This is a genomic window from Azoarcus sp. CIB (assembly GCF_001190925.1).
Classification (GTDB): Bacteria; Pseudomonadota; Gammaproteobacteria; order Burkholderiales; family Rhodocyclaceae; genus Aromatoleum.
This window is the reverse complement of the sequence record NZ_CP011072.1, coordinates 3,574,480-3,589,053: the sequence shown is the minus strand read 5'-3', so window position 1 is coordinate 3,589,053 and position 14,574 is coordinate 3,574,480. Positions and strand designations below refer to the sequence as shown.

Here is a 14,574-nt window from a genome sequence, read left to right as displayed (position 1 = left end):
ACATGAAAGAGATCAATCGCGTTCGCGCCGTCAGCCTGAGCATCATCGCCGCATCGCTGTCGGCAGCATTCGCCCCGGCGTTTGCCGAGGACGATACCATCGCCCGCCTGATTCGCCCGGAGAGCTCGGTGCGCCTGGGTTTGGGCTACCTTACCGAAGACGCTGCGCGTTTCGGCCAGTATTCCGGCATGCCGGATCTCGGCCTCTACGCAATCGCCGACATCAACCTGGTTCGGCGCGACGATGATACGGGCCGCTGGTTGCTGCTCAACGGCCACAATCTCGGCCTGGACAACCGCAGCCTGCGCTTCGAGCACGGCGTTCAGGGCAGCTGGAAGTATTTCCTCGAATACGACCAGACTCCGCGCTTCTCGCAATACGACGTCAGGACCGGTGTGCAGGGTCTCGGCCACGATACGCTCGACGTGTTCGGTCCGGCGAGCCGCGCGCGCGACGTGCGCTTCAAGACCGCGCGGGAAGCCTTCACCGCCGGCGGGCAGTACGTTCTCGCCCCGGGCTGGAGCGTGCAGGTCAAGGCCAAACAGGATACGAAGGAAGGCCGGCGCCTGTTCGGCGTGTATCCGGGCAACTTCAACGTGGCCTTCCTCGGCGAGCCGATCGACCATACGATGCAGCAGCTCGATGTGGTCCTCGCGTATGCCGGGAAGGATCTGCAGGTGTCCGCCGGTTACTACGGCTCGTTCTTCGAGAACGGCAACTCGTCGATCAGGCTGACGGACATCGCCAACCCGAACCGCATCGCCCTGCCGCCCGACAACTACGCCCACCAGGTCTACCTCACTGGCGGATACAGTTTCACGCCGACGACGCGGGCAAACTTCAAGCTCGCCAGAAGCTTTGCCTATCAGCAGGACAAGTTCATCGTCCGTGCGGATCCTGGCAACAGGGACCTCGACGGCAAGGTCGAAACCACGCTCGCCCAGGTCGGCCTTAGTGCCCGGCCGCTTTCCGCTCTGACCATCGTCGCGGATTGGCGCCACGAGAATCGTGACGATCAGACCACGGCGCGGCGCTACTTCTCGACCACGGCATCGAGAACCTTTAGCGGCGTAAACGAAACGCGCGATTTCGAGGTCAATACCGGCAAGCTCGAGGCGCGCTACATGCTACCCGCGGGTTTCAAGGTGACCGCCGGGCTGGATTACGACGAGAAGAAGCGGGACGTTTACGCAGCGCGTCTCGTCACGACCCGCAAGCGCACGGAGGAAACCGCCTACCGTGTCGAGTTGTCGCGCTCGCTGTCGGCAACGCTCAACGGATCCCTGGCGTTTATTCAGAGTGAACGCAGCGGCTCGCATCTCGTCAAGGAGACGGCAACCGGTGCCGCGGCAACGTATTTTGCGGTGCCCTACCATCTGGCCGACCGCGATCGCGAGAAGGTCCGCGCACGTCTCGATTGGGCGCCCACCGAAACCTTGACGTTCCAGCTGACGGCCGACGCGTTCGACGACGATTTCAAGGACGGCGGATACGGCGTCGACAAGGGGCGCGGCACGTTCTGGTCGCTGGATGGGGCGTACGTATTCTCCGCAGGCTGGAGCACTCACGCCTGGGCTTCGCGCGAATACGCCCGCCAGGTCAATGCTGCGCGGTCGAGCGCCGATTGGCAGGCCAACCTCAAGTCACTGACCGAGGCGTTCGGCGTCGGCTTGCGCGGAGCTGTCGGCGAGAAGTGGAAGCTGGGGGGCGATCTTTCCTATTCGCACAACCTCAGCGGTTACGGGTTGAGCGGCAGCCCCGTGACGGTCGGGATCGCTGACGTGAAATACACGGTCACGGCGCTGGAGCTCTTTGCCGAATACGCCCTCAAGAAGGACGTGACGCTGCGCTTCGACGCGGTGCATAACCAGTGGAGCACGAACGACTGGGCATGGGCGCGGGCCTTCTACGTTGATGGAACGGTCGTTTCGCAGGACGAAACCCAGGAAACCACCTTCGTCGGCGCGTCGATGCGTTACAAGTGGCGTTAAGCGCACCTGACTGAGTGCGGAGCCCATCCGGTCGTAAGATCGGGTGGGCTTTTCCCTTTTCAACGGTCCCTTTACAGGGTCGGCAGCATCAGGAATCCGGTCTGCTCCGGCCGCTCCGCCGGACCCACGGCGACGCTTTCCACCCTGGCCTGCGACGGGCCGCGATGAGCCCATCGTACAAAGTGCTCGACGGCACCGGCCGACCCCGCCACCACAGCCTCGACGCTGCCGTCTGCGCGATTTCGCACCCAGCCGCACAGGCCAAGACGTTGGGCCTCCACGCGGGCGCTTGCGCGGAAGGCAACACCCTGCACGCGCCCCTGGATCATCAGGTGACGCATGACGTGATCGGTTTCATGCATAGGACACCTCCGCGTTCCGGCTCCCGCAGCGCTGCGCGCGCAGCAGGGCGTCGGTGATGTTGCCGGCGAGATTCCCGCTTCCTATCGTTTCGCCGAATCCCGATCGTTGGACGATCGAGGCGGGCTGCGCGTTCAGGTCGCACAGGATCAGCTGCGCGCCACGCTTTTCCAGCGCACGATGCAGCGCCTGCAGCATGTCGAGGCCGGTAGTGTCGATGTTGATGACCTTCTCCATGTCGAGGATCAACGCATCGGGATGCCCGTCCTGCATCAGCATCAGGTTCTCGAGCTTGTTCGCTGCACCGAAGAACAGGCTGCCGAAAACGCGGTAGGCGAGGATGCGCGGCGTACCGTCGGGGCGCGACAGGGCCTCGACGCCGTAGTACTCCTCGAGTGCAATGCGCTCGACGCGCGTGAGGTCCGACATGCGGTAGATGAAGAAGAGGCTTGCCAGCACCATGCCGAGCTCGACTGCCAGCGTCAGGTCGAAAACGACCGTCACGAAGAAGGTGCCGAGCAGGATGATGCGGTACTGCCGCGAGTAGCGCGTGAGTTCCTTCCACGCGAACGCGTGCCATTCGCCCATGTTTACCGACACGATGACCACGATGGCCGACAGCGTCGCCAGCGGAATATGGCTCGCGAGCGGGGCGAGCGCCAGCACTACGGCCAGCAGCACGAGCGCGTGGATCATGCCGGCGACCGGAGTGTGGCCGCCGGAGCGGATATTCGTCGCCGTGCGCGCGATCGCGCCGGTGGCGGCGAAACCGCCGAAGAGCGGGGCGGCCACGTTCGCGATGCCCTGCGCCATCAGTTCCTGGTTGGGGTCGTGCCGGTCGTCGATCTGGTTGTCCGCGACGCGGGCCGACAGCAGCGACTCGATCGCGCCGAGTAGTGCGATCGTCAACGCCGGCGCGATGAGCTTGCCGAGCGTGCCTAGCGACAGCGCCGGCAGGCCGAAATCGGGCACCTGCTGCGGGATGCCGCCGAAGCGGCTGCCGATGGTGTCGACGGGAAGCTGGACGAGCGCGTTGATCGCCGTGGCGATCAGCAACACCGCGAGCGGTCCCGGTAGCCGCCGCATCCACGCCACACGAGTCGCCGCGCGGTTCCAGGTCAACAGCACCGCGAGCGAGACCACCGACACGGCGAGCGTCGGCAGGTGGGTGGTGTGGGCGGCACCGAGCAGCGCCTCCATCTTGCCGAAGAATTCGCCCGGCATCTTCTCGATCGACAGCCCGAGGAAGTCCTTGATCTGCGAGATGAAGATCACGACCGCGATGCCGTTGGTGAAGCCGATCACGACTGACACCGGGATGAAGCGGATCATGTTGCCGAGGCGGAACGCGCCCATGGCGAACAGCATGACGCCCGACATCATCGTGGCGATCAGCAGGTTCTGCACGCCGTAATCGACGACGATGGCGTAGATGATCGGGATGAAGGCCCCGGTCGGACCGCCGATCTGGACCTTGGAGCCGCCGAGCACCGAAATCAGCAAGCCGGCCACGATGGCCGTCCAGATGCCGGCGGTGGGACTCATCCCGCTGGCGATCGCGAAGGCCATCGCCAGCGGGAGGGCGAGCACTCCGACGGTGATGCCCGCGGAAAGATCCTGGGTGAAATGACCCCGCCCGTAGCCGGACAGGGTGTCAAACAGTTTGGGGCGAAAACTGATCACGATGCCTCCTCGATTCCTCGGTGTGCCGTTGCGTATCCGCGATGCTGGTCCAATACCGGCATCCGGGCGCCGTGCGTTGCCGCACGATCCAGCGTTTCGAGGGCGTGAGGGGCATCGGGCCGCGACCCTGTTGTTTACTTGACGCGCATCCCTGCAGTGGCGCCGGCATCCGGCGAAAGAATGTAGAGCCCGCCGATCTTGCCGTCCGGATCGGACGCGGCGAGCACCATGCCCTCGCTCATGCCGAACTTCATCTTGCGCGGCGCGAGGTTGGCGACCATCACCGTCATACGTCCGACCAGCGATGCCGGATCGTAGGCCGACTTGATGCCGGCGAACACCTGTCGCGGCTTGTCCTCGCCGATGTCGAGTTGCAGGCGGATGAGCTTGTCGGCACCGTCGACATGCTCCGCGGCGACGATCTTCGCGATGCGCAGGTCGACCTTGGTGAAGTCGTCGATCGAGATGTGCGGAGAGGCCGTTTCAGCCGTCTGGGCCGTATGCTGCTGCTTTTCCGCGTGGCGCTGCTGCGACGACGCGGCCTTCGCATCGGGCGTCGCAGCGGGGGCTGCCGGGGCGAGCGAGTCGCGGTTGGCTTCGAGCAGGGCGTCGATCTGCTTGCGCTCGACGCGGGTCATCAGGTGGGCGTACACGTTCACCACGTGGCCGGCCGGCAGGGCCCGCCACTCGCCCTGCCACCCCAGCGGGGCAATCGCCAGGAAGGTCTCGACCTTGGCGGCGAGTGCCGGCAATACCGGCTTCAGGTACAGGGTGAGGTCGCGGAACAGCGTCAGCGCGGTGCTGCACACCACATGCAGCTCACCTTCGCGGCCGTCCTGCTTCGCAAGCTCCCACGGCTTCCGGTCATTCACGTACTGGTTCGCGAGGTCCGCGAGATGCATGATCTCGCGCAGCGCACGGCCGTAGTCGCGTTCCTCGTAGGCCTGTGCGATCGTGCCGGCCGCGTGGGCCTCCTTGAACGCAGCCGTCGCCGCAGCGTCCGTCTCCGCGAGCTTACCCTCGAAGCGTTTCGTGATGAAACCCGCGCAACGGCTGGCGATGTTCACGTACTTGCCGACGAGGTCCGAATTGACCTTCGCGATCAGGTCGTCGAGGTTCAGGTCGACGTCCTCCATCGTCCCGTTTGATTTCGTCGCGAAGTAATAGCGCAGCCATTCCGGGTTCAGGCCCTGGGTCACGTAGGAGCGCGCGGTGATGAAGGTGCCGCGGCTCTTGCTCATCTTCGCGCCGTCGACGGTCAGGAAACCGTTCACGCACAGCTGCGAAGGCGTGCGCAGGCCCGCGAACTGCAGCATCGCCGGCCAGAATAGCGCGTGGAAGTAGAGGATATCCTTGCCGATGAAGTGCACCATCTCCGTTCCGGCCGCTTCCGCGCGCGCGGCATCGACGAAGTCATCGACGACGATGTCGCCGCGCTTGTCCGCGAGGTTGCGGAAGCTCGCCAGATAGCCGATCGGCGCGTCCAGCCAGACGTAGAAATACTTGCCCGGCGCGCCGGGGATCTCGAAGCCGAAGTAGGGGGCGTCGCGCGAGATATCCCAGTCGGACAGGGTGTTCTCGCCTTCCTGACCCTCCTCGCCGAGCCATTCCTTCATCTTGTTCGCGGCTTCCGCCTGCAGGCGGCGGGTGCCGGCGGTGTTTGTTCCGCGCGTCCATTCGCGCAGGAAGGCGACCGCGCGCGGGTCCGACAGGCGGAAGAAGTAGTGCTCGGACGTCTTTAGTACCGGCTTCGCGCCGGACACGGCCGAGTACGGATTCTTCAGTTCGGTCGGCGCATACGCCGCGCCGCACACTTCGCAGTTGTCGCCATACTGGTCCGCCGCACCGCACTTCGGGCACTCGCCCTTGATGAAGCGGTCCGGCAGGAACATCTCCTTCACCGGGTCGTAGAACTGCTCGATCGAGCGCGTCTCGATCAGCTTCGCTGCCATGAGGCGCTTGTACACCTCCTCGGCGTACGCGCGGTTCTCGGGGCTGTGCGTGCTGTGGTAGTTGTCGAACGCGACCCCGAAGTCGGTGAAGTCGCGCAGGTGTTCGCCATGCACGCGTCCGATCAGCGTTTCGGGGGTGATCCCCTCCTTCTCCGCGCGCAACATGATCGGCGTGCCGTGTGTGTCGTCCGCGCACACGTAATGCACCGTGTTCCCCCGCATGCGCTGATAGCGCACCCAGATGTCGCCCTGGATGTATCCGACCAGATGGCCGAGGTGGATGTCGCCGTTGGCGTAGGGCAGGGCGTTCGTGACGAGGATATTGCGGGACATGTGCGGAGTCAGGAATCGAAAACGGAAGTGTAACAAACGCGCCCCGCCATATTGCTCGGTCGGGGTGCGACCGGGGGTCTATCGGGCAAAGGGACGGACGATCATTTCCACGCGGCGGTTCTTGGCGCGTCCCACTTCGATGCCATTGTCGGCGAACGGCTCGGTCTCGCCGCGGCCGTCGGCCTGCAGGCGTGTCAGGGCGATGCCGCGCCCGCGCAGGTATTCGACGACCGCCTCGGCGCGGCGGATCGACAGCTGCATGTTGTGCAGTTCGCTGCCGGCGGCGTCGGTGTGGCCGATGACCAGGATCTCGGTTCCTGGCGTCTCGTTCAGTGCAGCCGAGATGCGGTCGAGCGTCGCCTTGAGGCTCGGGCGGGGTTCGACGCCGTCGCGGGCGAAGGCCTCGGCGCCCGGGATCAACAGCTGCAGGTTTCCGTCGTTGCGCGTGATCACGGAGAGATCGTTGGCACCGCTCAAGGTATGCGTAATCCGCGCCCGCTCCGCGCTCCAGTCGACCTTCGGCAGATTGCCGCTCGGTGCGCGGGTGGGGTGGGTCGGGGATGTGGCTTCGTGTTGCGGACCGGAGGGCGTGGCACAAGCGGAAAGCAGCGCGATCAATGCGGAAAGCGCCAATGCCGGGAAACGGGTCATGCTCGGGAGTCCTGAATGATGGCAGTCGTGCGAGGCGCGGATTTTACCGCGTCGCGCGCGGCGAAATGACCCTTTTGCGCCCGAGGGTGAGCGTCGGCGCCGCCTTCGGTATGATGCAGTTCTTATCGCCCCGCTTGCGGGCCCGTGATCCCGAGGAAGCCAGTCATGAGTGTCACCGCCGAGTCCGTTACCGAACTGCTCAAATCCGTTGTCGATCCGAATACCGGCAAGGACCTCGTGTCGTCCCGGTGCATCCGTAACCTCCAGGTCGCTGGCGGAAGCGTGAGTTTCGAGATCGAACTGGGCTATCCCGCCAGGACACAGTTCGCGATGATCCGCGACCTGGCCGTCGGTGCGGTGCGCGCACAGCCTGGCGTCGAGCAGGTCGACGTCAAGATCGGCAGCAAGATCGTCGCCCATGCCGTACAGCAGGGCGTGAAGCTCCTGCCGGGCGTCAAGAACATCATTGCGGTAGCCTCGGGCAAGGGCGGCGTCGGCAAAAGCACCACCGCCGCCAACCTCGCGCTCGCGCTGGTGGCCGAAGGCGCGCGCGTCGGCATCCTGGATGCCGACATCTACGGCCCGTCGCAGCCCCAGATGCTGGGTATCGGCGAGCACAAGCCGCACTCGCTCGACGGCAAGACCATGGAGCCGCTAGAAGCGCACGGCCTGCAGGCGATGTCCATCGGTTTCCTCGTCGACGTCGAGACGCCGATGGTGTGGCGCGGCCCGATGGCCACCCAGGCACTCAACCAGCTGCTCAAGGAAACGAACTGGACAGATCTCGACTACCTGATCATCGACATGCCGCCGGGCACCGGCGACATCCAGCTCACGCTGTCGCAAAGCGTGCCGCTTACAGGTGCCGTCATTGTCACCACGCCGCAGGACATCGCCCTGCTCGACGCACGCAAGGGACTCAAGATGTTCGAGAAGGTCGGCGTTCCGATCATCGGCGTCGTCGAGAACATGAGTATCCACATCTGCTCGAAGTGCGGCCACGAAGAATCGATCTTCGGCACCGGCGGCGGCGAGAGGCTTTGTGCGGACTACAACATAGCCTTCCTCGGGGCCCTGCCGCTCGACCTGCAGATCCGTCAGGAGGCCGACTGCGGCACGCCCACCGTCGTCGCAGACCCGGACGGACGCATTGCCGGCATCTACCGCGAAATCGCGCGGAAAGTGGCCGTGCGCGTGGCCGAGAAGGCCAAGGACATGACCCACAAATTCCCCAATATTGTCGTCAAGAACACCTGACGTGCGGGCGCCGTCGGATTTGTCTTTTGATCCGGCGGCGCTTGCCCTAAACTAGCGGATTTTTCGCGTCCGGCTCGTGCCGGACAGGTCGCCGAGGAAAACGCGCCCCATGTCCATCAAGTCCGACAAGTGGATCCGCCGCATGGCGGAACAGCACGGGATGATCGAGCCGTTCGCACCCGAGTTGGTGCGCCACAACGACGGCGGCAAGATCGTCTCATACGGTACGTCGAGCTACGGCTACGACGTCCGTTGTGCGACCGAATTCAAGATCTTCACCAACATCAACTCGACGATCGTCGACCCCAAGGATTTCGACGCCCGGAACTTCGTCGACTTCGTTGGCGACGTCTGCATCATCCCGCCGAATTCCTTCGCGCTCGCCCGCACCGTCGAGTACTTCCGCATCCCGCGCAGCGTCCTGACCGTGTGCCTCGGCAAGTCGACCTATGCACGCTGCGGCATCATCGTGAACGTCACGCCGCTCGAACCCGAATGGGAAGGTCATGTGACGCTCGAATTCTCGAACACGACTCCGCTGCCCGCGAAGATCTACGCGAACGAAGGCATCGCGCAGATGTTGTTCTTCGAATCGGATGAAGTGTGCGACACGTCCTATAAGGACCGCGGTGGCAAGTACCTCGGCCAGACCGGCGTGACGCTGCCGAAGATCTGATCCAACCGCCCGATCCGTCTCGCACGGAGCGACCATCGACAGGGGCCGTCTGACGGCCCTTTGTACTTTCCGGTAATACGGGAGCAAACCACACACGGGTATGATTCCCGTATGCCGCAGGGCAGTAAGCTGGAGAAACTGGAATGCGCTTTCACTTTCCGATCATCATCATCGACGAGGACTTCCGCTCCGAGAATGCGAGCGGGCTCGGCATTCGTGCCCTTGCGGAGGCGATCCAGGACGAAGGCATGGAAGTGCTGGGCGTCACCAGCTACGGCGACCTGACCTCGTTTGCGCAACAGCAGAGCAAGGGATCGGGCTTCATCCTGTCGATCGACGATGAAGAATTTTCCTCGCCGGAAGCGTCCGACAAGGCGATCGCCGACCTGCGTGCCTTCGTCGAGGAGATCCGTTTCCGCAACGCCGATATCCCCATCTTTCTGTACGGCGAAACCCGCACCAGTCGGCACATCCCGAACGACGTGCTGCGCGAGATGCACGGCTTCATCCACATGTTCGAGGACACGCCGGAATTCATCGCACGATACGTCGTGCGCGAAGCCAAGAACTACCTTGAGAGCCTGCCGCCGCCGTTTTTCCGCGCGCTCACTCACTATGCTGCCGACGGCTCCTACTCCTGGCACTGCCCCGGCCACTCCGGCGGCGTGGCCTTCCTCAAAAGCCCGGTCGGCCACATGTTCCACCAGTTCTTCGGCGAGAACATGCTGCGCGCCGACGTCTGCAATGCGGTCGAGGAACTCGGCCAGTTGCTCGACCACACCGGTCCCGTCGCCGCGTCCGAGCGCAACGCAGCACGCATCTTCAACTGCGACCACCTCTACTTCGTCACCAACGGCACCTCGACGTCGAACAAAATGGTGTGGCATACGACGGTCGCGCCCGGCGACATCGTCGTCGTGGACCGCAACTGCCACAAGTCCATCCTCCACTCCATCATCATGACCGGAGCGGTGCCGGTGTTCCTCACGCCGACGCGCAACCACTACGGCATCATCGGCCCCATTCCGATCGACGAGTTCCGGATGGAAACCATCCAGCGCAAGATCGAGGCCAACCCGTTCGCCCGCGAGGCCGCGAGCCAGAAGCCGCGCATCCTCACGATCACCCAGTCGACGTACGACGGCGTGGTCTACAACGTCGAGACCATCAAGGAGATGCTCGACGGGCAGATCGACACGCTGCACTTCGACGAAGCCTGGCTGCCGCATGCGGCGTTCCACGATTTCTACGGCGACTACCACGCAATCGGCGCCGACCGTCCGCGCTGCGAGACGTCGATGATTTTTTCCACACAGTCCACGCACAAGCTGCTGGCCGGCCTGTCGCAGGCCTCGCAGATCCTCGTTCAGGATTCCCAGACGTGCAAACTGGACCGCGACATCTTCAACGAAGCCTACCTGATGCACACTTCCACTTCGCCGCAGTACGCGATCATCGCCTCGTGCGATGTCGCCGCGGCGATGATGGAGCCTCCGGGCGGCCCGGCGCTCGTCGAGGAATCGCTGTCCGAAGCGGTCGAATTCCGCCGCGCGATGCGCAAGGTCGGCGCCGAGTTTGGTGACGACGACTGGTGGTTCGAGGTGTGGGGGCCGGAGTACCTTCCCGAGGAAGGCATCGGCGAGCGCGAGGACTGGATGCTCAACGCGGGCGACCGCTGGCACGGTTTCGGCAACCTCGCCCCCGGTTTCAACATGCTGGACCCGATCAAGGCCACGATCATCACCCCGGGCCTCGACGTCGACGGCGACTTCGACGGCTCCGGCATCCCCGCCGGCATCCTCACTCGCTACCTCGCCGAGCACGGCATCATTGTCGAAAAGACCGGCCTGTACTCCTTCTTCATCATGTTCACCATCGGCATCACCAAGGGCCGCTGGAACACGCTGGTGACGGAACTGCAGCAGTTCAAGGACGATTACGACCGCAACCAGCCCCTGTGGCGCGTCATGCCGGACTTCATCGCCAAGCACCCGCGCTACGAAAAGGTCGGCCTGAAGGATCTCTGCGCGCAGATCCACTCCTTCTACAAGGCCCACGACGTCGCACGCCTGACCACCGAGATGTACCTCTCGGACATGGTGCCCGCAATGAAACCCGCCGACGCCTTTGCCAAGATGGCCCACCGCGAGATCGAGCGAGTCGCGATCGACGAACTCGAAGGGCGCGTCACTGCGATGCTCGTTACGCCGTATCCGCCGGGCATTCCGCTCCTGATTCCGGGCGAGCGCTTCAACGCGACGATCGTGCGCTACCTGAAGTTCGCACGCGACTTCAATGCCGCCTTCCCGGGCTTCGAGACCGACATCCACGGATTCGTGCGCGAGCAGTCGAACGGCCAAGTCGACTACTTCGTCGACTGCGTCAACCAGGACTGAGCAGTTCGGGGGCGGGTCGTGGCGGCGTAAAGCCGCCGCGCCCGGTCCGGGTCAGGACTTGCGCCGGTATTCGACGAAGTCGAACGCAAATTCGTTGTTCGCGTCCTCGGCGTGGGATTCGCGGCGGGTCTCGGTGAAGCGCGAACGGTCGAAGTCGGGGAAAAAGGCATCGCCGTCGACCTCCGCGCCGACCTCGGTCAGCACCAGTCCGTCCGCGCGCTCCAGTAGTTGCCGGTAGATCTCCGCGCCCCCGATCACGAAGACCTTCCCGTCACCGGCGGCCGCAAGTGCGGCGTCGAGGCTCGCAAAAACTTCCGCCCCGCTGGCGGCATAAGCACTGTCACGGGTCACGACCAGGTTGCGCCGTCCGGGAAGCGGCCGGCCCAGCGATTCCCATGTCTTGCGTCCCATCAGCACCGGGTGCCCGACGGTCGTCGCCTTGAAGTGCGCGAGATCCGCCTTCAGGCGCCACGGCAGGGCATTGTTCCGACCGATCACCCAGTTGCGGGCGACCGCAGCGATCAGCACCACTTCGGGCCGCGTCGTGTTCATACCGCCACTTCCGCCTTGATGTGGGGGTGCGGGTCGTACCCTTCCAGCGCGAAATCCTCGAATCGAAAGGCGAAAATATCCTTCGCGTGCGGGTTCATCGTCATCTTCGGCAGCGAGCGCGTTTCGCGCGACAGCTGAAGTTTGGCCTGCTCGATGTGGTTCAGGTAAATATGGCAGTCGCCCCCGGTCCACACGAAGTCCCCCGGCTCAAGATCGCAGACCTGCGCCACCATCATCAGCAGCAGGGCATACGAGGCGATATTGAACGGCACGCCGAGGAAGATGTCCGCGCTGCGCTGATACAACTGGCAGGACAGGCGTCCGCCAGCGACATAGAACTGGAACAGTGCGTGACACGGGGGGAGCGCCATGCCTTCCACCTCGCCCGGATTCCACGCCGAGACGATATGGCGCCGCGAATCCGGGTTGCGCCGCAGGCCGTCGATCAGTTGCCCAATCTGGTCCACCGTTCGCCCGTCTGGTGTCTCCCAGCGCCGCCACTGCTTCCCATACACCGGCCCGAGGTCGCCATCCGCGTCAGCCCATTCGTCCCAGATCGACACGCCGTTTTCCTTGAGGTAGCGGATATTCGTGTCGCCCTGCAGAAACCAGAGCAGCTCGTGGATGATCGATCGCATGTGCAGCTTCTTCGTCGTCAGCAAGGGAAAGCCCTCGTCGAGATTGAAGCGCATCTGCCAACCGAACACCGACCGCGTGCCGGTACCGGTGCGGTCAGCCTTCGGGTGGCCGTGTTCGAGAACGTGCCGCATCAGGTCCAGATACTGTTTCATGTATGAGTCCGTGGCCGAGAGAGCGCGATTCTACATCGTAGGCGGAGCGTACAAGTCGTCACGAATTACCGTCGCGGGCCTGTGTTAGCCTTGTTACAAAACCGCCGGGTCGCGGCGGTCGGTCAGCTTATGGAGATTGCGTGGTGATCCGGGGAGCCAGCGTGCCACAGGAACCGATCATCGCCCGGACGCAGGCAGGTCGTGCCTCAGCACGCGCCGGAGCGGATTACGCGAAACTATCCGAGCTGCTGCGCGAAATCACGACGCTCCAACGCGAGCTGGCGAAATTTTCGCGGCAGGACGCGACCGATCTCGCAAATCACCACCGAATCATTTCAGGTCTGGAAGAAGTCATTCAAGGCTGCGTTGCGCGTGTTCGCGAAACGCTCGCAACGCTCGAAGACCGGCGGGACTGCCGCCCCCTGCTACATGCGGCGCGCGACATTTCCGGGGCTCTGCTCGATCAGCTCGAACGCTGCCTGAATGCATACGGCGCGGGGCGGGAAGGCGTCCTCGAGCGCAACGCCATCGCCGACCTCCGTCTGCGCCTTGTCCGTGTGGGTGCCGAACGGGTGATATGGGAGCGGTGCAGCGGGGGGCCGCCGCATCCGCATCTGTGGCAATGGCTGGGAATGGCCTTCATGCATGCAGCAGGCGACCCCTGCTCCTCGACTGCACGTCCGGTGCCGGTGGTAATTCCTTCCGAAGAATCCGTCGACTTTCATTACATCAGAGCGCTCGCGGCGTGCACGGTATCGCTCGACCTGCTTGCGCCGCAGCTGTTGGCTGCGGTGGATCGGCTGTTGCGCCTGTCCGTGCCCGCTCTGCGATTCGAGCCCGGAGCTTTCGCGGGGGCCACCCATTTTGTCGATCCGCAAGGCGGCGTGCCGCGCAGACTCGTCGGCATTTCAGAGACGGCCGAGGGAGCCTGGTTCTTCTCACCCGGGTTCGCGTCCGAAATGTTCCGCGAGGCGAGGGCCCGTGCTATTGCGGACACGCAGTCCCCGGCCTCCGCGGCTGACGCCGAAGCTTCATCCCTTCGCCTCCGAGCGCTGGATCATCTTCTGCAGCACTGGTCGGTCACCCCGCCCGTCAGGCGTCACAGACGCCACCTGATTACGGGAACGCTCGCAGCGGTTGCCGGCATCGATGAGCTTCGGAAGATATTCCGGGGAGAGCAAGGGGTGCGCCGCGCTGAATGGCAACTCCGCGATCTCAGCCGTGGCGGGCTCGGTGCGGTCGCTGCGAACGAAGCGGTCTGCGTCGGCCAACTCGTTGGGATCCATCCCGTCGATGGGCAGGGGTGGCAACTGGCATTGGTGAGGCGAGCCTGGGACCACGATGAAGGTGAGACGCACCTTGGTCTGGAGGTGCTGTCGCGCAAGCCGGTACTTGCCCATGTCGATGACGGGCGCCGGCCCGCCGAAGTGCTGCTGTGCGACCCGCTGCTGCGCGGCGAGGCCGTGCGGATCATCGCGCCCTTGCGCGCGCTCGGCGCACCCACCGTTCCCCTCTTTGTTACCGGCAACGGCACCGTGCAAAAACTCAAACCGCTCGATGCGTCCTACACGGGCGATGGCTTCGAGCTTCGCGTTTACCAGGTTCTCTAAGAGACCGCTCCCGAGCCCATACGAGGGCGCCAGCGATATACCTGCGTCGACGTGCGCGGGGCGCCTCCCCATCTTCCTTCGTGCAGCACCTGCTCCGGGAAATCTCGCCGGAAAGAAAACTTTTCCGCAAACAGCTTGACGGCGTGTTTGAGGTCTATATAATTCGCGCCTCTTCAGCGCTGCGGCGGAAAGTGCGGCGGCGGTGGAGGGTAGGAAAGAGAGGGTGGTGCGGCAGCGGATTTAAAAAAGTTTGCTGCGGTGCTTGACGAAAGTAGTGAAGTTTGTCAGAATCTCTTTCTCGCTGCTTCGGCAGCGGTTCTTT

At 64.0% G+C, this 14,574-nt stretch carries 11 protein-coding genes; 5 read left to right on the top strand and 6 right to left on the bottom strand.

The genetic code is table 11. The annotated features are described in order from the left end of the window. Positions 1 to 2: 2 nt before the first annotated feature. Positions 3 to 1,991, top strand: a complete 1,989-nt coding sequence (locus AzCIB_RS15980) for an MtrB/PioB family decaheme-associated outer membrane protein (RefSeq protein WP_050416797.1) — start codon at positions 3 to 5, stop codon at positions 1,989 to 1,991. 71 nt (positions 1,992 to 2,062) lie between these two features. Here AzCIB_RS15980 and AzCIB_RS15975 read toward each other — a convergent pair whose 3' ends face one another. The 4 genes from AzCIB_RS15975 to AzCIB_RS15960 form a co-directional block, all read right to left on the bottom strand. Continuing rightward, on the bottom strand, positions 2,063 to 2,353 hold the full coding sequence (locus AzCIB_RS15975) for an acylphosphatase (protein ID WP_050416796.1): 291 nt from the start codon (positions 2,351 to 2,353) through the stop codon (positions 2,063 to 2,065). Next, complete coding sequence (locus tag AzCIB_RS15970; protein WP_050416795.1) at positions 2,346 to 4,037, bottom strand: SulP family inorganic anion transporter; 1,692 nt, start codon at positions 4,035 to 4,037, stop codon at positions 2,346 to 2,348. The genes AzCIB_RS15975 and AzCIB_RS15970 overlap by 8 nt, the downstream gene beginning before the upstream one ends. A 131-nt stretch (positions 4,038 to 4,168) precedes the next feature. After that, positions 4,169 to 6,319 (bottom strand): methionine--tRNA ligase, encoded by a 2,151-nt coding sequence (metG, locus tag AzCIB_RS15965; protein ID WP_050416794.1) that lies wholly within the window; start codon positions 6,317 to 6,319, stop codon positions 4,169 to 4,171. A 78-nt stretch (positions 6,320 to 6,397) separates the two neighbouring features. After that, entirely contained in the window at positions 6,398 to 6,970 is a 573-nt protein-coding gene (locus AzCIB_RS15960) for an OmpA family protein (RefSeq protein WP_050416793.1), read from the bottom strand. 165 nt (positions 6,971 to 7,135) lie between these two features. On the opposite strand from AzCIB_RS15960, the gene apbC reads away from it, so the two are divergent. The 3 genes from apbC to AzCIB_RS15945 all read left to right on the top strand — a co-directional run bounded on the left by apbC (position 7,136) and on the right by AzCIB_RS15945 (position 11,299). Next, positions 7,136 to 8,227, top strand: coding sequence for an iron-sulfur cluster carrier protein ApbC (gene apbC, locus AzCIB_RS15955; RefSeq protein WP_050416792.1), 1,092 nt, complete (start codon positions 7,136 to 7,138; stop codon positions 8,225 to 8,227). Positions 8,228 to 8,336: 109 nt separating this feature from the next. After that, positions 8,337 to 8,903, top strand: a complete 567-nt coding sequence (dcd, locus tag AzCIB_RS15950) for a dCTP deaminase (protein WP_050416791.1) — start codon at positions 8,337 to 8,339, stop codon at positions 8,901 to 8,903. A 143-nt stretch (positions 8,904 to 9,046) separates the two neighbouring features. Beyond that, complete coding sequence (locus tag AzCIB_RS15945; RefSeq protein WP_050416790.1) at positions 9,047 to 11,299, top strand: arginine/lysine/ornithine decarboxylase; 2,253 nt, start codon at positions 9,047 to 9,049, stop codon at positions 11,297 to 11,299. A gap of 51 nt (positions 11,300 to 11,350) precedes the next feature. Here AzCIB_RS15945 and AzCIB_RS15940 read toward each other — a convergent pair whose 3' ends face one another. Then, positions 11,351 to 11,851, bottom strand: coding sequence for a dihydrofolate reductase (locus tag AzCIB_RS15940; RefSeq protein ID WP_050416789.1), 501 nt, complete (start codon positions 11,849 to 11,851; stop codon positions 11,351 to 11,353). After that, positions 11,848 to 12,642: a thymidylate synthase gene (locus AzCIB_RS15935; protein ID WP_050416788.1), complete on the bottom strand. Its 795-nt coding sequence runs from the start codon at positions 12,640 to 12,642 to the stop codon at positions 11,848 to 11,850. The genes AzCIB_RS15940 and AzCIB_RS15935 overlap by 4 nt, the downstream gene beginning before the upstream one ends. Before the next feature lie 143 nt (positions 12,643 to 12,785). Here AzCIB_RS15935 and AzCIB_RS15930 point away from each other — a divergent pair, with 143 nt between their 5' ends. Continuing rightward, positions 12,786 to 14,252: a cyclic-di-GMP receptor FimW-related protein gene (locus tag AzCIB_RS15930; RefSeq protein ID WP_157058508.1), complete on the top strand. Its 1,467-nt coding sequence runs from the start codon at positions 12,786 to 12,788 to the stop codon at positions 14,250 to 14,252. Positions 14,253 to 14,574: the final 322 nt, after the last annotated feature.

Excerpts from the sequence above, each read along its gene's own strand:
- AzCIB_RS15945 (WP_050416790.1), top strand. The coding sequence starts at position 9,047 with ATGCGCTTTCACTTTCCGATCATCATCATCGACGAGGACTTCCGCTCC.
- AzCIB_RS15980 (WP_050416797.1), top strand. The coding sequence starts at position 3 with ATGAAAGAGATCAATCGCGTTCGCGCCGTCAGCCTGAGCATCATCGCC.
- dcd (WP_050416791.1), top strand. The coding sequence starts at position 8,337 with ATGTCCATCAAGTCCGACAAGTGGATCCGCCGCATGGCGGAACAGCAC.
- AzCIB_RS15935 (WP_050416788.1), bottom strand. The coding sequence starts at position 12,642 with ATGAAACAGTATCTGGACCTGATGCGGCACGTTCTCGAACACGGCCAC.
- AzCIB_RS15940 (WP_050416789.1), bottom strand. The coding sequence starts at position 11,851 with ATGAACACGACGCGGCCCGAAGTGGTGCTGATCGCTGCGGTCGCCCGC.
- AzCIB_RS15960 (WP_050416793.1), bottom strand. The coding sequence starts at position 6,970 with ATGACCCGTTTCCCGGCATTGGCGCTTTCCGCATTGATCGCGCTGCTT.
- AzCIB_RS15975 (WP_050416796.1), bottom strand. The coding sequence starts at position 2,353 with ATGCATGAAACCGATCACGTCATGCGTCACCTGATGATCCAGGGGCGC.
- metG (WP_050416794.1), bottom strand. The coding sequence starts at position 6,319 with ATGTCCCGCAATATCCTCGTCACGAACGCCCTGCCCTACGCCAACGGC.
- apbC (WP_050416792.1), top strand. The coding sequence starts at position 7,136 with ATGAGTGTCACCGCCGAGTCCGTTACCGAACTGCTCAAATCCGTTGTC.